This window comes from Aurantimonas coralicida DSM 14790 (assembly GCF_000421645.1).
GTDB classification, from domain to species: Bacteria; Pseudomonadota; Alphaproteobacteria; order Rhizobiales; family Rhizobiaceae; genus Aurantimonas; species Aurantimonas coralicida.
Window position 1 is genome coordinate 222,778 of the sequence record NZ_ATXK01000006.1, and the last position, 15,840, is coordinate 238,617.

Here is a 15,840-nt window from a genome sequence, read left to right on the forward strand (position 1 = left end):
TAAGAGGGCGCGTTGTCGGGGATGCGGATGGATCAGAGCGGCGCCGGAGCCCGACGTGTTTACGCGGACGCGCCGAAACGCGGGGTCGCACTCAGCGTGGTCAGCCGCCGATGGGGCAGCTGTCACGACAGCACGGGCTACGGCCCCGTGCCAAGCTAGGTTGGGCCTGGCGGTGTCGGGCTAGACGATGTTGGGGGCGTGCCTGGCGCGCTCGGCGCTGAACTCGACCGCAAATCCGTCCTCGATGTGACGCACGATCCGTCCGGTCGTGGTGCCGAGGGTGATGCGCGAACCGACCGCCGGGCGAATGCTGCTGGTCACTGCGGCGCCGGAGAGCGACAGATCGATGATCTGCGCCGGGTAGCGGCGGCCATCGTCCAGAACCATGTCGACGAAGGGGTTTTCCGGCGCGTTCCGCTCGTGGCGGCGGTCTTCGGGCAGCGACAATTCGTGGCGGTTGGCAAACCAGGTGAGCTGGGCCGCCAGCTTCTCCCGCTTGCGCGGCGTCGACTGGAAGGCGAGGTCGAATCCGCCTTCGAAGACGCGCGAGACCGCACCTTCGAGCCGGCCGATATGGTCGATATAGACGATGATCCGCTCGTTCTCGACCGGCACCACGGAAGCGGTGACCGAGACGTCGCCCGGCGACATGTTCTCGGCCCGGCACGGGAATTCCGTCCGGTCCTCGCGCATGAAGCGGCCGAGCAGATCGATCCGCACGCGGCTGAAGCTGCTGCGTTCGGCTGGTTCCGAACGGGGCGCCTGGGCTGTGGCTGACATCGCTACGACCATTTCTCGGGGCGTCGGCGGGGAGTTCCGCTGCAGACCCACCTTATCGCGGGAAGCTTAACAAGCGGTAAGACCGACCGTGAGGATTTGCACCCCATTAACTGTCCGGCACGAAACGGTTTGCCGATGCCGGCGAACCGGCCTAGCAACGTTCAGGACATATCCAGTCCGATTTTGACACAGCAGTACGACCGGGTTCCTGGCCCTCCAGTCACGGCAACCGCATTTCAAACCGCCCTGCGCCGCGCAGGGCGGTTTTTTTGTTCTGGGACGCCGGTGCGGGCACTGGCATAAGGCGAGGCGGCACCATCTGCGGGCGGCCCTGTGCGGCCGGCAGGACATGACCGATGCGCGGCACCAGACCGGCAACGACACCGGACGACGGGGAGCGACAGCAATGAGACCAGAAGACCACGGCGAGCCCGGTGCCGATATCCATATCCGCCGTTCCCATCCGCCGGCCTTCAACGTGCCGGGGATCATCCTCGTCCTGATCGCGATCTTCGCGCTCGTTCACGGCGTGCGGGTCTATCTGCTCGGTCCGGTCGCCACGGCCCAGGCGCTTCTCGATCTCGCTTTCATTCCCGGTTGCTACGGCGACGTCGACCCGGTCTGCGGCTTTCGCACGCCCGGCGCCGATCTCTGGTCGCCGCTGAGCTACGCCTTCCTGCACGGCGACTGGACGCATTTCGGCGCCAACGCGGTCTGGCTGCTGGCGTTCGGCACGCCGGTCGCCCGGCGCGTGGGGGTGACGTGGTTCCTGGCCTTCTGCACCTGCGGCGCCATTGCCGGGGCGGCCGCCTTCTACCTCCTGAACCCGACGCTGATTGTACCGGTGATCGGGGCGTCCGGCATCGTGTCGGCGTTGATGGGCGGCGCCTGCCGCTTCGCCTTCGGCGGAAGGGTGTCGCTGGCACCGGGCCGGTCGAACGGGCCGCTGGTGTCGATCGGCGAATCGCTGAGCAACCGGACGGTGCTGATCTTCATCGCCGTGTTCTTCGGCACCAATCTCCTCATCGGAAGCGGCGTCGGCGGCGAAATGGGCGGCGGCGCCGTCGCCTGGGAGGCGCATCTGGGCGGCTTCGCCTTCGGTTTCCTGCTGTTCCGGTTGTTCGATCCGCTGTCCCGGCCGCTGCGTCGCTGAACCGGCGCCTCTTGCCGTCTGCGTCGTGGTGGCACACCATCACGAATGGGCATGTCAGCGGGAGAAACAGCCATGAACGTGCGGCACATACTGGAAGCCAAGGGACGCGACGTCGTCACCCTCAAGCCGGAGGCGACTCTGGAGGAGACGATGCAGGTGCTGGCGAACCGGCGCATCGGTGCGATCGTCCTGACCAACGAGGATGGCGGCGTCGCCGGCATCGTGTCGGAACGCGACGTGGTCCGCGTCCTCGGCACCGCGGGCGTCGGTGCCATCTCCCAGAGCATCGGCGAAGTGATGACATCGCAGGTGAGCACCTGCACCGAGGCGACCACGGTGAACCAGGCCATGGAGATGATGACCACCGGCCGCTTTCGTCACCTGCCGGTCTGCGAGAATGATCGTCTGGTCGGCATCATCTCGATCGGCGACGTGGTCAAGCAGCGGATCGAGGAGGTCGAGCGCGAGGCCATGGAAATGCGCGAGTATATCGCCGCCGGCTGAACGGAACCGCCGGGGCCCGGCCTGGGCCTCGGAAACGGGGAACGCGTCGACCTAGCGTGTGGCGTCGGCCGAAATATCGGTCATGCGCCGGATCTCGGCGATCCGGCTGATCGTCGCCTCGTAGCCGTGATCGATGGCTTCCCGGGCGCGGAAGAATTCCGACAGGCCGATGTCGCGCACGCGCGGCTGCAGCGACAGGTCCGGCGGGTCGCCGGCGAGCCGGGCCCGCGAGATCCGGTCCTGGATGATGTTGAAGGCGTCGACCATCGAGCGCGCCATGCCGAGCTTCTCGCGCCGCTGGGCGAGATCGTCGAGCGGCGCTGCGTCCACCGTGCGGGCGGCCAGGTCCGCGGCCTGCGTCGCCGCGGTCGCAGGGTCGGCGCGCAGCCGCATCACCGCCGCGCGTCCGAACAGATCGTAGTGCAAATTGACGGCGACCACGAAGCGTTCCTCGTAGACGCGGCAAACACTGACCGGCACCGGATTGACCAGCGCGCCGTCCATCAGGCTGCGCCCGCCGCAGTCCAGCGGCTCGAACACGCCGGGCAGGGCATAGGAGGCGCGCATGGCCAGCACCAGCGAGCCCGAATCGATCCACACTTCGTGACCGCTGCGCGCTTCGGTCGCCACGCAGACCAGCGGCCGGTCGAGATCCTCGATCCGCAGGTCCGAGAGCGCCTCCGACAGCTTCCGGCTGAGCCGCATGCCGCCGATCAGGCCGCCGGCCCCGAAACGGAAGTCGAGGAAACGGATCAGGCCGCGGCGTGTCAGGGACAGGGCGAAGGCTTCGAGCTCATCGAGCTTGCCGGCGAGGTAGCAGCCGCCGACGAGCGCGCCGATGGAGGTGCCGGCGATCATCGAGATGGGAATGCCGGCTTCGTCGAAGGCCCGCAGGACGCCGATATGGGCCCAGCCGCGCGCCGCTCCGCCGCCCAGCGCCAGGGCGATGCCCGGCTGCTTCCTGGCGGTCTCGGACCGGACCGGCGCGGCGTCCATCGGCGGTCCTTCCCGGCGGCTGAAAACCCGATCGAGCATCCGCATCACTCCGGCTGGCAATCACGATCAATGGATCATGATGCGCCTAAAGTTTGATCAACTGCTTAAGGATCAACTGGCGTCGGAGTCCCGGCCCGGCAAGGCGTCGAGCGTGCGACCGTCGGCGGCCACGCGGCGGTAGAAACAGGTGTCGCGGCCCGTGTGGCAGGTGTCCTCGGGCCTGGCGACGGCGACCTTGAGCCACACCGCGTCCTGGTCGCAGTCGATGCGGATCTCGGCAACGCTCTGCAGGGCGCCCGAGGTTTCGCCCTTCTTCCACAACGCCTTGCGCGAGCGCGACCAGTAATGGGCAATGCCCGTGGCCAGCGTCCGGTCCAGCGCCTCGGCGTTCATGTGCGCAACCATCAGGAGGTCACCGGACGCCACGTCGGTGACGACGGCGGTCACGAGCCCGGCGGCGTCGAAACGCGGGCGCAGGACCACGCCCTCTTCCTGTTCGCGATGATCAGGGGAGGGAGCGGCGAAGAGCGGGGCAGGCGATAGGTCGGCGGTCACGAGCGGCTGCTGGCCTGCGCGAGGAAGCGGGACTTGAACTCGCCGTCCTCGGCGAAGACGCCCTGGAAGGCAGAGGTGATGGTCATCGAGCCCTTGGAGCGGATGCCGCGCATGGACATGCACATGTGTTCGGCCTCGATCATCACGGCGATGCCCTTGGGAACCAGCATGCCGGCGATGGCCGAGGCGATCTGCGCGGTCATGGATTCCTGCGTCTGGAGACGGCGACCGTAGATGTCGACAACGCGGGCAATCTTCGACAGGCCCAGCACTCGACCGTCCGGCACATAGGCGACATGCGCCTTGCCGATGATCGGCACCATGTGGTGCTCGCAATGGGAGTGGAAGTCGATGTCGCGGACGAGGACCATGTCGTCATAGCCCGAGACGTCCTGGAACGTGCGGCCGAGAACGTCGCCGGCTTCGAGCCTGTAGCCGCCGAAGAGTTCCTCATACGCCTTCACCACGCGGGCAGGGGTCTCCAACAGGCCCTCGCGCGACGGATCCTCGCCGATCCAGCGCAGCAGCGTCTTGACGGCAGCCTCGGCCTCGGCCCGGCTCGGCCGGTCGTCCGCGCGCTCGTCGGCTGCTTCGGGGAATTTCTTGACGACGGATTCCATGTCGTTGCGCTCCGGTGCCGTGGGAATGCGCGCTGCGATCCACTGCGAATGATGGTCGGGATTCTTGGCCGGATGGCCGGCCCGGCCCGCAATCGAAATCTTCGTCACGCTCATCTCTATCTTCGGTGGCCGCCAGGGGCCGCTTCATGTCGAAGCCGACCTGACGGCGACTTTCGAACCGGTGCCACGCGTCCTATATAATTTCCGACCGAACGAAATGACAGGGCCATCGGCATTTGCGCGATGGATTGGTGTGCATGTGATCGACGACGTCTACAACGCGCGGATACTGGAACTGGCCGGCAACATCCCCCGCATCGGGCGGCTGGAGGCTCCCGATGCCAGCGCCACGGCGCATTCCAAGCTGTGTGGCTCGACCGTGACGATCGACCTGAAACTTGCCGACGGTGTCGTCGCCGACTTCGCCCACGAGGTGAAGGCCTGCGCCCTTGGCCAGGCCTCGTCCTCGGTGATGGCCAGCCACGTCGTCGGGGCGACGCCGGAAGAACTGCGCGCCACTCGCGAGACCATGCGGCGGATGCTCAAGGAGAACGGCACGCCGCCGGAAGGCCGTTTCGCCGATCTGAAATATCTGGAGCCGGTGCGCGAGTACAAGGCGCGCCACGCCTCGACCATGCTGACCTTCGACGCCGTGGTCGACGCGCTGGACAAGATCGCCGCACGGGACAAGAGCGCCGCGGCGTGACCCTGAGTGGCCGGGTCGTGCCGTCAGTCAGGGCGTGGCGCTAGGCCCATGTGCGACCACCGCACCGACGATGCCCATCCCCGCCATGCCGCCGACGCCGGCATTGCAGCCGGACGCAACTATTCCGGCCCGTGGCGGGCAACGCCCGGCCGGTATCTCGGCCTCGGTCTCGTGCGCCTCTACCAGCTGACCCTGTCGCCGCTGATCGGCAGCCATTGCCGGCACCTGCCGACCTGTTCGGAATACGCCTATGAGGCCGTGGCGCGCCACGGCCTGTGGAGCGGCGGCTGGTTGTCCGTCTTTCGCGTCGGCCGCTGTGGCCCGTTCGGCACCAGCGGCATCGACAATGTTCCCAGCGCCTTGCCGGCACGGCACCGCTGGTGGGCGCCGTGGCGATTGCTGCGGCTGGGCCGCCCGGCTGAGCGCACTCCGCACTAGCGGCCCGCGCAGCCTGGCCGGCGCTCAGAAGGCGCGTGGTATCCGCAGCACCTGGCCGGGAAAGATCAGGCTTGGATTGGCGACGATGTGCTGGTTCGCCTGATGGATGATCGGAAACTTGGTGGCGTCGTCGAAATAGCGCAGCGCCAGCTTCGACAGCGTGTCGCCGGCGGCCACCTGGTGCAGCCAGTAGCCGGAAAAGCCTGGCAGGATCAGCGGGCCGTAGAGAACCGGTACCGTCACGGTCGGGGGAGGCACCCCGTCGCCGCCGCCGCTGTCGTCGGAGACGGTCACGAACAGCCGGTTGAGCGTGAAGGCGGTGCCGTCGGGAATGTCCACCGCCGCCTGGAACTGGCGGATCGATGTCGAGCCCGCCGTGGCGGAGGCGGAGACCTCGTCATGGCCTTCGCCGATGAGGATCGACAGATGCCCTTCGAAACCGACCGCATTACCGGCGATCAGGATCCGGCTTCCGACAAGATCGAAAGGCTTCGGCTGCAGGATTTCGATGTTCATCGAACTGGCTCCCTTGCATCGGAACGCCGCATCCAAATATATCCCGCCCGAACCCCTTGAGCAATCGTACCCGACTGCCACCGTTCGGCCGGCCGTTGCCGGTCACAGCAACCACCCGCGATCGTAGGCGGGACTGGAACGAAAGAGATACATGATGGCGAATGCCGTTTCCCTGACCTTCCCCGATGGATCCGTGCGCGAATACGAGGCCGACACGAGCGGCCGTGACATCGCGGGCGGCATCTCCAAATCGCTTCTCAAGAAATCCGTCGCCTATGCGCTCGACGGCGAGGTCCGCGACCTCGCCGACCCGGTCGGTCGTGCCGGGGCGATCGAGATCATCACCCGCGACGACCCCCGGGCGCTGGAGCTGATCCGCCACGATGCGGCGCACGTCATGGCCGAGGCGGTGCAGGAATTGTGGCCGGGCACCCAGGTCACGATCGGCCCGGTGATCGAGAACGGCTTCTTCTACGATTTCGCCCGCGACACGCCGTTCACGCCGGACGACCTGCCGGTCATCGAGAAGAAGATGACCGAGATCATCCGCCGCAACGCGCCCTTCACCAAGGAGGTCTGGTCGCGCGACAAGGCGAAGGCGGTCTTCGCCGAGAAGGGCGAGGCCTACAAGGTCGAGCTCGTCGACGCGATTCCCGAGGGCCAGGACCTGAAGATCTACAGCCAGGGCGACTGGTTCGACCTCTGCCGCGGACCGCACATGGCGGCGACCGGCCAGATCGGCGACGCCTTCAAGCTGATGAAGGTGGCCGGCGCCTACTGGCGCGGCGATTCCAACAATCCGATGCTGACGCGCATCTACGGCACCGCCTGGGCCACCAAGGAGCAGCTCGCGGCCTATCTCCATATGTTGGAAGAGGCCGAGAAGCGCGACCACCGGCGGCTCGGCCGCGAGATGGACCTGTTCCATTTCCAGGAGGACGCACCGGGCACGGTGTTCTGGCATCCCAAGGGCTGGCGTCTCTACCAGACGCTCGTCTCCTATGTGCGCCGGCGCCAGGAGGCCGAGGGCTATCAGGAAGTGAACGCGCCGCAGCTCCTCGAGCGCTCACTCTGGGAGACCTCCGGGCACTGGGAAAAATATCACGAGGACATGTTCGTCACCGAGACGGAGGACGAGCGGGTCTTCGCGCTGAAGCCGATGAACTGCCCGGGGCACGTGCAGATCTTCAAGCACGGGCTGAAGAGCTATCGCGACCTGCCGCTGAAGATCGCCGAGTTCGGCGCCGTGCATCGCTACGAGCCGTCCGGCGCGCTGCACGGACTGATGCGCGTGCGCGCCTTCACGCAGGATGACGCCCACGTCTTCTGCACCGAGGAGCAGATCACCGCCGAGAGTCTGAAGATCAACGATCTGATCCTGTCGATCTATCGCGATTTCGGCTTCGAGGACGTGCTGGTGAAGCTGTCCACGCGGCCCGAGAAGCGCGTCGGGTCCGACGAATTGTGGGACAAGGCGGAAGCCTCGATGCGCGACGTTCTCGCCATCATCGAGGAGCAGGGTGCGGGCCGCATCACCACGGCGGTCGCCGAGGGCGATGGGGCGTTCTACGGCCCGAAATACGAGTACACCCTGCGCGACGCGATCGGCCGGCAATGGCAGGTCGGCACCAACCAGGTGGACTTCAACCTGCCGGGCCGCTTCGGGGCGTTCTACATCGACCGCGATTCGGAGAAGAAGACGCCGGTGATGCTGCATCGCGCGATGCTGGGCTCGGTCGAGCGCTTCATCGGCATCCTGATCGAGAACTGCGCCGGCCATCTGCCGCTGTGGCTGTCGCCGCTGCAGGTCGTCGTGGCGACGATCACCTCCGAGGCCGACGACTATGCGCTGCAGGTCGCCGAGGAACTGCGCCAGGCCGGACTGCAGGTCGAGACCGATCTTCGCAACGAGAAGATCAACTACAAGGTCCGCGAGCATTCCATGGCCAAGGTCCCGGTGATCATGGTCTGCGGCAAGCGCGAGGCCGAGGAGCGGACCGTCAACATCCGCCGTCTGGGCGCCCGCGAACAGACGCCGATGGCGCTGGACGATGCGGTCGCGGCGCTCGCCGACGAGGCCGTGCCGCCGGACCTGAAGCGTCGCCAGGAGGCGCGCCGCAAGGTCGCCTGAGACGAACATCTGACGGGCCCCGGAGCCGATCCGGGGCCCGTTTTCGTCATCGGCCTGTCATCGGTCGTCGGCTAGGGACGGGGAAACCGTTCATGGCCGGCCGATGCGAACCACGACCCATCTGACCTACGCCCGTCCCTCGGACACGCTCGTCCGGCGCCTCGCCATCCGCTCAATGGAAGAGCTCTCCGGCCGCCGCCGGCTCGCCGGGCTCTATGCGGTCTGGCAGCGCCACCTCGCATCCGGCGACGTGCCGGCCTTCGGCATGATGCTCGATCTGATGCGGATCAGCCTGCGGATCGAAGGCCGCCTGCCGGACCCGGCGACACTGCCCGAGCGTCTGGTGATGGTCGCCAACCATCCCTTCGGGATCGGCGACGGCGTCGCGCTCCTGGCCCTGGCCGAACAGCTCGGCCGGCCATTCCGCATCCTCATCAATGCCGACCTAATGAAGATCCCGGAGATGGCGGCCTATGGGCTGCCGGTGTCCTTCGAGGAGACGCGCGAGGCGATGGCGGCCAACCTGGCGACCCGGGTGGAGGCGATGCGGCTCCTGGCCGAGGGCGCGACCATCGTCGTCTTTCCGGCCGGCGGCGTGGCCACGGCGCCGAAGATCTTCGGCGAGGCAGCCGATCTGCCCTGGAAGCAGTTCACGGCGCGGCTGATCCGGACTGGCGGCGCCGCCGTCCTGCCGATCCATGTCCACGGCCAGAACGGGCCGCTGTTCCATCTCGTCAGCCGCTGGTCGATGACGCTTCGCGTCGGGCTGCTGATCGGCGAGTTCCGGCGCAGATACGGCCGGTCCATCGACCTCAGCATCGGGCCGTTGATCACATCCGGGGAATTGTCTGCCATCGGCGACCGCCGGCTCTTGACCGAGCGCCTGCGCCAGGCCGTGTTCAGCCTCGCGCGACCGGCGGTCCAGCCCCAGTCCGAACTTGAACCGATCGCCGCCTGATCCGGACTGCCGGACGAAGGGGATGATCGCGCGGGGCTAGTCGCCCGATCCGGCAAGCGGGTCCGGCGTCTCCGCGAGATCCGACGTCAGCACTTCCACGTCGGTGTTCTGGCCGGGCTCCACCGCGAAGGCCCGCTGGTAGACCTTGTCGTTGTTGCGGGCGACGATGACGTAGTCGCCGGACGCCAGCACCATCGACGGAAACGCGCCGACGCTTTCGCGCACCGGATCGCCCGAGGCCGTGGTCACCGACCATGCCGTGTCGGCAATCGCCTCGCCGCCGGGCTCGCGCACCAGCTTCATCGTCAAGAGGGCAGCGCGGTGCTGCAGGGTCGCGTCGGTGACCTTGCCCGGCTCGACCCGGATGTCGGCCCGCACCGAGGCGTTCACCGAGCCGTAGCTGGACACGATGTGGTAGGTGCCGGCATTCAGCCGCAGCACCTTGTTGGGCGGCACGTCGCTGGCGATCAGGTCGCGGTCGCTTTCGTTCTCGGCGTCGCTGTAGACGTCGAAGGAGAGGCGGGCCGGCTCGATCGTCTGGCCGTCGCCGACCATGGCGTCCAGCCGCAGGCCGCCGGCATTCAGCGTGATGGTCTCCTGCGTCTTCACGCCGGTGAAGTCGATCCGCTTCACGACCCCGGCGCGGCCGAAGCCGACATGCAGGATGTACGAGCCCGCCGGCACCTCGAAATTGGCTTCGCTGCTCTCGGACGAGGCGATCAGCGTCGCGCGTCCGTCGATGGCCGGAATGGCCGAGAACAGCCGCCAGACCAGCCCGTTGGGGATCGGCTCGCCATCCTCGGTCAGCCGCGCCTTCAGGGTCAGCGTCGCGCGCGAACGGATGATGTCCTGGCTGGGCATGTTCTGCGGCGCGTAGGCGGGCAGACCCGGAAGCTCGATCTTCGGCGCCTTCGGAATGCCGGGTGCGACGGGCAGGGCGATCGGGTCGAAGCGCTGCAGGCCGCGGGTCGGCGCTGCCCCCACATCGGCGGCATTGGGCAGCAATTCGCTGGCGGAAGGGGAGACATAGGCGCCCGGCTTGCGCGGCTCGCCGCCGAACAGGCCGCCCCCGCGATCGAGCAGCGACGGAATCGGGATATCCTGCGCCAGCCCCGGACTCGTCGCGACCACTATCGAACTGATGATCGCCACAAGACGGGCATCGACCGCCACGAACCAGACCCCTGCTTTCATAAACCCCGTCTCTCATGACCCCAGATGATGGACGAATTCAAGGCGAATGCTCATGCCACGGCGAATTCGCCGCGCCGATCCGCCGTTTCGCGCGGCGCGGCCGGTTTGATCTGGCGGCCGCCAGGGGCTAGCTGGAACGCGCCATCACGTAAGGACGCTGCCTTGACCGACACGACGACATTCCTCGCCACCCGGCGCTCGATCCCGATTCCGCTGCTCGCAGCGCCGGCTCCCGAAGGGGCCGAGCTCGACCAGATCCTGCAGATCGCGTCGCGCGTTCCCGATCACGGCAAACTGGCGCCGTGGCGTTTCATCCTCTACCGCGGCGACGCGGCGATCGACCTGGGCAAGGCGCTCACCGAACTGGCCGAGGCGCGCGAGGGCGCACCGCTGAGCGAGGCGCGCCAGCGCGCCGAATCGACCCGGCTCAGCCGCAGCCCGCTCGTCATTGGAATCGTGTCGAGGGCCCGCGAGCATGTGAAGATCCCGGTGTGGGAGCAGGTCCTGTCCGCTGGTGCGGTCGCGATGAACCTTGTCACCGCGGTGCATGCGCATGGCTACGGCGCCAACTGGGTGACCGAATGGATCGCCTATGACGAGGACGCCAAGGCGCTTCTCGGCATCCCGGCGGACGAGAAGGTCGTCGGCTTCGTGCATGTCGGCACCCCGCAGGAGGCGCCGACGGAACGGCCGCGGCCCGACCTCGCCGACATCGTCACCGAGGCACGGGCGAGGGAGGCGGGCTGATGCTGTTCTACGAACCCGAGCGCGGCGATCACGGACTGCCGCATGATCCCTTCAAGGCGATCGTCGCCCCGCGGCCCATCGGCTGGATTTCGACGCGCGCGAAGGACGGCGCGGTTAATCTCGCGCCCTACAGCTTCTTCAACGCGGTCAGCGACCATCCCAAGCTGGTGATGTTCGCCTCGGCCGGCTTCAAGGATTCGGCGAACCTTGCCATCGAGAGCGGCGAGTTCGTCGCCAACATGGCGACCGGCGATTTGGCCGAGGCGGTGAACCGCACCTCGGCGCCGGCACCGCGCGGTCGCAGCGAGTTCGAGCTGGCCGGCCTGACCGAGGCGCCCTGCCGCCTCGTGGCCGCGCCGCGCGTCGCCGAGAGCCCGGCAGCCCTCGAATGCAAGGTCACCCAGTCGTTCCAGCCGGTCGACGTCGACGGCAAGCCGTCGGACTGGGTGATGGTCATCGGGCAGGTCGTCGGCATTCACATCGCCGAATCGGTGCTGCGAAACGGCATGCTGGACATGGGTCTCGCCCGTCCGCTGTCGCGGCTCGGCTATCTCGACTACGCCGTCGCGGACGAGGTGTTCCAGATGCGCCGGCCGACGCTCGAGGATGCCAGCGACAGCTGACGTCGCCGCCTGAAACGCGCCCCTGCGACGGACCTGTCGCAGGGGCGGCGACCTGCCAACATGGTTGATGCTTCGTCGATCGATATGGTGAACGAAGCCTAAACCTTTGCCTGACACACTCGCTTTCAACAGTCGGGTGCGCAGCAGAGGTCGCCAGTTCCATGATCGTTCAGCGGTTCGTCAAATGGTGTGAGACGGCGACCAGCACGCAGCGGGCCGAAGGCGCCGCAATCCTCTCGCGCGCGCTGCTCGACGGACGCATCACCGCCGAGGAGCGGCCGGGCGCCGACGCGGCCCTGATGCTCATGCTCGACGATCCGTCGCCGAAGGTGCGCCAGGCAATGGCGCTGGAACTGGCCGACGGGCGCGGGGCGCCGCGCGCCGTCCTGCGCGCCCTCTGCGAGGACAATGACAGCATCGCCTGCATCGTCGCCGGCCGCTCGCCGGCACTCTCCGACGACGACCTGATCGACCTCGTCGCCACCGGCTCCGAGGCCTTGCGGGGCGCCATTGCTGCGCGCCGCCTTGTCTCGGCTCGGGTGGCGGCGGCCCTGGCGGAACTGGCCGAATCCGATACATGCATTACGCTGCTCGGCAATCCGGGCGCCGGGATCGCCAGCATCAGCTACCGCCGGCTCTCCGAGCGGCATGGCGACGTCGCCGCGCTGCGCGGCGCGCTGATGGCGCGGGACGACCTGCCGTCCACCGTGCGCCAGACCCTGATCCTGCGGACCGGCCAGGCGCTGGCGGAACTGCCCATGCTGCGCAACCTCGTCGGCGGCGACCGCGCCGACCGGCTGGCCTTCGAGGCCTGCGAACGGGCGACGGCGCTCCTGGCCGACAATATCGGCGAGGCCGAAGTGCCGGCGCTGGTCGAGCATCTGCGGGCCAGCGGCCAGCTCAACGTCGCCTTCCTGCTGCGCACCGTCTGCACCGGCAATATCGATCTCTTTGCGGCCGCGCTCGTGCGGCTCTCGGCCATGTCCGACCGCCGCGTGCGCACGATTCTCGCCGATGGCCGCCAGAGCGCCTTCCGCACGCTGATGACGGCGGCCGGGCTTCCCGTCGCCTCGGCCCCGCTGTTTCGCTGCGCCGTTTCGGTGTGGCGTGAACTTGCGACCGGACGCCTGTCCGTGGCGGTCGAGGACGTGCCGCAGCTGGTCATGCAGCGGGTCGCCGGGTCGTTCACGGCGACGCAGGGCGATTCGGGCTTCGACGAGATCATGCGCTTCCTGCATCGCCTTGCCGGCGAAACCAGCCGCGAGGCGGCGCGCCAGCACGCCCGCCAGCTCGCCGCATAGGCTGCAAGCGAGAATCAGCGCCGATGCGTCAGTAGCGGAACTGCTCGGCCAGGATGCGCTCGTCCCAGGAATGATCCGAATCGAACAGGATCAGGCCGGTGTCGTCCATCGATTCGCAGATGGTGATGTGCCGGACCGATTTGACTTCCGTCGCATCGGCCACCGCGTTGACCGGGCGCTTCTCCGGCTCCAGCACTGTGATCTCCACCGTCTGGTGGTTGGGCAGGAGCGCGCCGCGCCAGCGGCGGGGGCGGAAGGCGCTGACCGGGGTGAGCGCCAGGAGCGGCGCGTCGACCGGAATGATCGGCCCCTGGGCCGACAGATTGTAGGCCGTCGAGCCGATCGGCGTCGCCACCATCACGCCGTCGCAGACCAGCTCTTCCAGCCGCACCTGACCATCGATGGTGATCCTCAGCTTGGCAGCCTGGTAGGACTGCCGGAACAGGGCGACCTCGTTGATCGCCAGGGCCCTGTGGGTCTCGCCCTCGGCGTCGGTCGCGGTCATCGTCAGCGGATGGATGGTGTTTTCCACCGCCTCGGCTAGACGCTCGCGCAGACCCGTCTCGCGATAGTCGTTCATCAGGAAGCCGATCGTGCCCTTGTTCATCCCGTAGATCGGGGTGCCGGTATTCATGAACCGGTGCAGCGTCTGCAGCATGAAGCCGTCGCCGCCCAGCGCGACGATGATCTCGGCGGTCTCCGGGCGGTCGTTGCCATAGAGCGCCGACAGACGCTGGGCCGCTTCCTGCGCGGGTTCGGCCTCGCTGGCCAGGAAGCTGATGGACTGGGGCAGACGTGGCATGGACGGGATCGGCACTTCTGAAGGCATGAGGCGGCGAGGCGCGCGGGTCCCCTGAGGACGTAACCCGTCCGGAGCCGCACGCCAAGCGCGGCCATGGTCCGCACGCGGCCGAAAATCCCGCTGCAAATCGCCGATCGATATGCTATGGCGCAGCCGCGCCGGATTAGCTCAGCGGTAGAGCAGCGGTTTTGTAAACCGAAGGTCGGGGGTTCAATCCCCTCATCCGGCACCATTCATCCAGACTGTCGAACGTCCGTTCAGCCGAGATGGCGCCGTGTTGCGTAGAGCGCGATGGCGGCGGCGTTGGAGACGTTGAGCGAGCGGATCGCGCCGGGCATTTCCAGCCGGGCGAGGGCATCGACCGTCGCCTGGGTCTTCTGGCGCAGGCCCTTGCCCTCGGCGCCGAGAACGATGGCGATGCGCTCGCCGGAAAGGCTCGCCTCGAAGGATTCCGGACCGTCCGAATCAAGGCCGATGGTGCGAAAGCCCTGCTTCGAAAGCGCGCTGAGCGCATCGGCGAGATTGACCACCTCGATCTGGGTGACGTGTTCGAGTGCACCCGACGCGGCCTTGGCCAGAACGCCGCTCTCCTGCGGGGAGTGCCGCGCCGTGGTCACCAGCGCATCGGCGCCGAAGGCCGTCGCCGAGCGCAGGATCGCGCCGACATTGTGCGGGTCGGTCACCTGGTCGAGGACGATGACCAGCCGGGCGGTGCCGAGGTCGCTCAGGCGGATCGCCGGCAGCGGCTCGGTTTCCAGCATGACGCCCTGATGCACGGCCTCGCCGCCGAGTTCGGCATCGAGGCGCTTCGGCTCGACGATCTCGACCGGGCAGCGAATCGCGTCCTCGGCGATCTCGAGGCGGGCGAGGGCGTTGCGCGTCACCAGGAGGGCGTGGAGCTTGCGGCGGGGATTGTTCAGTGCGGCCGCGACCGTGTGGATGCCGTAAAGCCGGACCCGTCCGGCAGGCGCCGGACGCCCCGGTTGCGGCCGCCGCCTGGGGGCGCCCGCCGGCGCCGCGCCGCCATCGGCGCGCTTGCGGTCGCGGTGGGCACGCCTGAGAGTGGCGTAATGGGTGTCCTTGGGGGTGCCCGAAGGCGTATCGTCGCTCATGCGGCCTCTCTATCCCACCCGGCGATGCGAAGAAAGCGGCGATCCCCGCGCGGGCTCCCTTGCTTCGCGGGGGACGCAGCGGGTCGGACATCCGGTTTCGTGCGGTGATGATCGGCGCCGGGTGAAATTCGATGCGATTTCCAGTGCCATTCGGCGTTGACAGATTGCGCCAAGGCCATCATAAGGCCGCTCGGAAACGCTCGGTCCCGCGCCGAACGCTTCCAGCAGCCAGGCCAAGCGCCTGCATGCTTCGACGGCAGTCCGGAGGGGTGCCCGAGTGGTTAAAGGGGACGGACTGTAAATCCGTTGGCTATGCCTACGTTGGTTCAAATCCAACTCCCTCCACCACTGCCGGTCGAACGCTGATGCGAAGGCGCGGGTATAGCTCAATGGTAGAGCAGCAGCCTTCCAAGCTGAATATGCGGGTTCGATTCCCGCTACCCGCTCCAGACCTCCCGCATTTCCCGATCTCATCCGCTGTGCTGAGCAAACCGTGCGCGCCCGCGTGCGGCGTCTTTGTATCCGGCACGTTTTCGCAGCGCTTGTCATTGGCCGCTGCACTCGTTATGTCGCGCCCGGACTCACGCATCCGCTAAGTTGGGAGCCGACGATGGCCAAGAGCAAATTCGAGCGCAACAAGCCGCATGTGAACATCGGCACGATCGGTCACGTTGACCATGGCAAGACGTCGCTGACGGCGGCGA

General features: G+C 67.5%; 18 protein-coding genes and 3 tRNA genes. 13 read left to right on the forward strand and 8 right to left on the reverse strand.

What is annotated here, in order from left to right; genetic code table 11:
* Positions 1-180: 180 nt before the first annotated feature.
* Complete coding sequence (locus H536_RS0114640; protein WP_051141604.1) at positions 181-780, reverse strand: PilZ domain-containing protein; 600 nt, start codon at positions 778-780, stop codon at positions 181-183.
* A 406-nt stretch (positions 781-1,186) separates the two neighbouring features.
* On the opposite strand from H536_RS0114640, the gene H536_RS0114645 reads away from it, so the two are divergent.
* Positions 1,187-1,933 (forward strand): rhomboid family intramembrane serine protease, encoded by a 747-nt coding sequence (locus tag H536_RS0114645; RefSeq protein WP_024351194.1) that lies wholly within the window; start codon positions 1,187-1,189, stop codon positions 1,931-1,933.
* A 72-nt stretch (positions 1,934-2,005) separates the two neighbouring features.
* The gene (locus H536_RS0114650) at positions 2,006-2,437 is read left to right on the forward strand and encodes a CBS domain-containing protein (RefSeq protein WP_024351195.1); all 432 of its coding nucleotides are present in this window, start codon (positions 2,006-2,008) and stop codon (positions 2,435-2,437) included.
* Positions 2,438-2,488: 51 nt separating this feature from the next.
* Here H536_RS0114650 and H536_RS0114655 read toward each other — a convergent pair whose 3' ends face one another.
* The 3 genes from H536_RS0114655 to folE form a co-directional block, all read right to left on the reverse strand.
* Positions 2,489-3,433 carry a patatin-like phospholipase family protein gene (locus tag H536_RS0114655; protein WP_060576948.1) on the reverse strand — a complete coding sequence of 315 codons (945 nt, stop codon included), beginning with the start codon at positions 3,431-3,433 and terminating at the stop codon, positions 2,489-2,491.
* Positions 3,434-3,544: 111 nt separating this feature from the next.
* Positions 3,545-3,988, reverse strand: a complete 444-nt coding sequence (hisI, locus tag H536_RS0114660; RefSeq protein ID WP_029703307.1) for a phosphoribosyl-AMP cyclohydrolase — start codon at positions 3,986-3,988, stop codon at positions 3,545-3,547.
* Entirely contained in the window at positions 3,985-4,608 is a 624-nt protein-coding gene (gene folE, locus H536_RS0114665) for a GTP cyclohydrolase I FolE (protein ID WP_024351198.1), read from the reverse strand. The genes hisI and folE overlap by 4 nt, the downstream gene beginning before the upstream one ends.
* 259 nt (positions 4,609-4,867) lie before the next feature.
* On the opposite strand from folE, the gene H536_RS0114670 reads away from it, so the two are divergent.
* Positions 4,868-5,314, forward strand: a complete 447-nt coding sequence (locus tag H536_RS0114670) for an iron-sulfur cluster assembly scaffold protein (protein ID WP_024351199.1) — start codon at positions 4,868-4,870, stop codon at positions 5,312-5,314.
* Between the two features lie 48 nt (positions 5,315-5,362).
* Entirely contained in the window at positions 5,363-5,752 is a 390-nt protein-coding gene (gene yidD, locus H536_RS0114675) for a membrane protein insertion efficiency factor YidD (RefSeq protein ID WP_024351200.1), read from the forward strand.
* Positions 5,753-5,776: 24 nt separating this feature from the next.
* On the opposite strand, the gene H536_RS0114680 is transcribed toward yidD, so the two are convergent.
* Positions 5,777-6,268 carry a LysM peptidoglycan-binding domain-containing protein gene (locus H536_RS0114680; RefSeq protein ID WP_024351201.1) on the reverse strand — a complete coding sequence of 164 codons (492 nt, stop codon included), beginning with the start codon at positions 6,266-6,268 and terminating at the stop codon, positions 5,777-5,779.
* Between the two features lie 154 nt (positions 6,269-6,422).
* Here H536_RS0114680 and thrS point away from each other — a divergent pair, with 154 nt between their 5' ends.
* Both thrS and H536_RS0114690 read left to right on the forward strand, forming a co-directional pair.
* On the forward strand, positions 6,423-8,399 hold the full coding sequence (thrS, locus tag H536_RS0114685; RefSeq protein ID WP_024351202.1) for a threonine--tRNA ligase: 1,977 nt from the start codon (positions 6,423-6,425) through the stop codon (positions 8,397-8,399).
* A 103-nt stretch (positions 8,400-8,502) separates the two neighbouring features.
* Positions 8,503-9,357: a lysophospholipid acyltransferase family protein gene (locus tag H536_RS0114690; RefSeq protein WP_024351203.1), complete on the forward strand. Its 855-nt coding sequence runs from the start codon at positions 8,503-8,505 to the stop codon at positions 9,355-9,357.
* 36 nt (positions 9,358-9,393) lie between these two features.
* Here H536_RS0114690 and H536_RS0114695 read toward each other — a convergent pair whose 3' ends face one another.
* On the reverse strand, positions 9,394-10,551 hold the full coding sequence (locus tag H536_RS0114695) for a hypothetical protein (RefSeq protein ID WP_029703308.1): 1,158 nt from the start codon (positions 10,549-10,551) through the stop codon (positions 9,394-9,396).
* Between the two features lie 162 nt (positions 10,552-10,713).
* On the opposite strand from H536_RS0114695, the gene H536_RS0114700 reads away from it, so the two are divergent.
* The 3 genes from H536_RS0114700 (at position 10,714) to H536_RS0114710 (ending at position 13,222) form a co-directional block, all read left to right on the forward strand.
* Entirely contained in the window at positions 10,714-11,298 is a 585-nt protein-coding gene (locus tag H536_RS0114700; protein ID WP_024351205.1) for a nitroreductase family protein, read from the forward strand.
* Between the two features lie 2 nt (positions 11,299-11,300).
* Positions 11,301-11,921 carry a flavin reductase family protein gene (locus H536_RS0114705; RefSeq protein ID WP_024351206.1) on the forward strand — a complete coding sequence of 207 codons (621 nt, stop codon included), beginning with the start codon at positions 11,301-11,303 and terminating at the stop codon, positions 11,919-11,921.
* A 161-nt stretch (positions 11,922-12,082) separates the two neighbouring features.
* Positions 12,083-13,222 (forward strand): DUF2336 domain-containing protein, encoded by a 1,140-nt coding sequence (locus tag H536_RS0114710; RefSeq protein ID WP_024351207.1) that lies wholly within the window; start codon positions 12,083-12,085, stop codon positions 13,220-13,222.
* A gap of 28 nt (positions 13,223-13,250) precedes the next feature.
* Here the strand turns inward: H536_RS0114710 and H536_RS0114715 are convergent, their stop codons facing one another.
* Complete coding sequence (locus tag H536_RS0114715; protein WP_024351208.1) at positions 13,251-14,024, reverse strand: NAD kinase; 774 nt, start codon at positions 14,022-14,024, stop codon at positions 13,251-13,253.
* A 157-nt stretch (positions 14,025-14,181) separates the two neighbouring features.
* On the opposite strand from H536_RS0114715, the gene H536_RS0114720 reads away from it, so the two are divergent.
* Positions 14,182-14,256, forward strand: a tRNA-Thr gene (locus H536_RS0114720).
* A 25-nt stretch (positions 14,257-14,281) separates the two neighbouring features.
* Here H536_RS0114720 and rlmB read toward each other — a convergent pair.
* A complete protein-coding gene (gene rlmB / locus H536_RS0114725) occupies positions 14,282-15,136 on the reverse strand; it encodes a 23S rRNA (guanosine(2251)-2'-O)-methyltransferase RlmB (RefSeq protein WP_024351209.1) in 855 nt (284 codons plus the stop codon).
* Between the two features lie 263 nt (positions 15,137-15,399).
* Here rlmB and H536_RS0114730 point away from each other — a divergent pair.
* The 3 genes from H536_RS0114730 to H536_RS25015 all read left to right on the forward strand — a co-directional run.
* Positions 15,400-15,484, forward strand: a tRNA-Tyr gene (locus tag H536_RS0114730).
* 27 nt (positions 15,485-15,511) lie between these two features.
* Positions 15,512-15,585: transfer RNA gene (locus H536_RS0114735), tRNA-Gly, on the forward strand.
* 161 nt (positions 15,586-15,746) lie between these two features.
* Positions 15,747-15,840, forward strand: a 94-nt coding sequence (locus H536_RS25015; RefSeq protein ID WP_018010120.1) for a GTP-binding protein, incomplete at its 3' end; no start/stop codon positions are given.

Coding starts and splice junctions, on each gene's coding strand:
- H536_RS0114640 (WP_051141604.1), bottom strand. CDS start 780: ATGTCAGCCACAGCCCAGGCGCCCCGTTCGGAACCAGCCGAACGCAGC.
- H536_RS0114645 (WP_024351194.1), top strand. CDS start 1,187: ATGAGACCAGAAGACCACGGCGAGCCCGGTGCCGATATCCATATCCGC.
- H536_RS0114650 (WP_024351195.1), top strand. CDS start 2,006: ATGAACGTGCGGCACATACTGGAAGCCAAGGGACGCGACGTCGTCACC.
- H536_RS0114655 (WP_060576948.1), bottom strand. CDS start 3,433: ATGGACGCCGCGCCGGTCCGGTCCGAGACCGCCAGGAAGCAGCCGGGC.
- folE (WP_024351198.1), bottom strand. CDS start 4,608: ATGGAATCCGTCGTCAAGAAATTCCCCGAAGCAGCCGACGAGCGCGCG.
- yidD (WP_024351200.1), top strand. CDS start 5,363: ATGTGCGACCACCGCACCGACGATGCCCATCCCCGCCATGCCGCCGAC.
- H536_RS0114680 (WP_024351201.1), bottom strand. CDS start 6,268: ATGAACATCGAAATCCTGCAGCCGAAGCCTTTCGATCTTGTCGGAAGC.
- thrS (WP_024351202.1), top strand. CDS start 6,423: ATGGCGAATGCCGTTTCCCTGACCTTCCCCGATGGATCCGTGCGCGAA.
- H536_RS0114690 (WP_024351203.1), top strand. CDS start 8,503: ATGCGAACCACGACCCATCTGACCTACGCCCGTCCCTCGGACACGCTC.
- H536_RS0114695 (WP_029703308.1), bottom strand. CDS start 10,551: ATGAAAGCAGGGGTCTGGTTCGTGGCGGTCGATGCCCGTCTTGTGGCG.
- H536_RS0114710 (WP_024351207.1), top strand. CDS start 12,083: ATGATCGTTCAGCGGTTCGTCAAATGGTGTGAGACGGCGACCAGCACG.
- H536_RS0114715 (WP_024351208.1), bottom strand. CDS start 14,024: ATGCCACGTCTGCCCCAGTCCATCAGCTTCCTGGCCAGCGAGGCCGAA.
- rlmB (WP_024351209.1), bottom strand. CDS start 15,136: ATGAGCGACGATACGCCTTCGGGCACCCCCAAGGACACCCATTACGCC.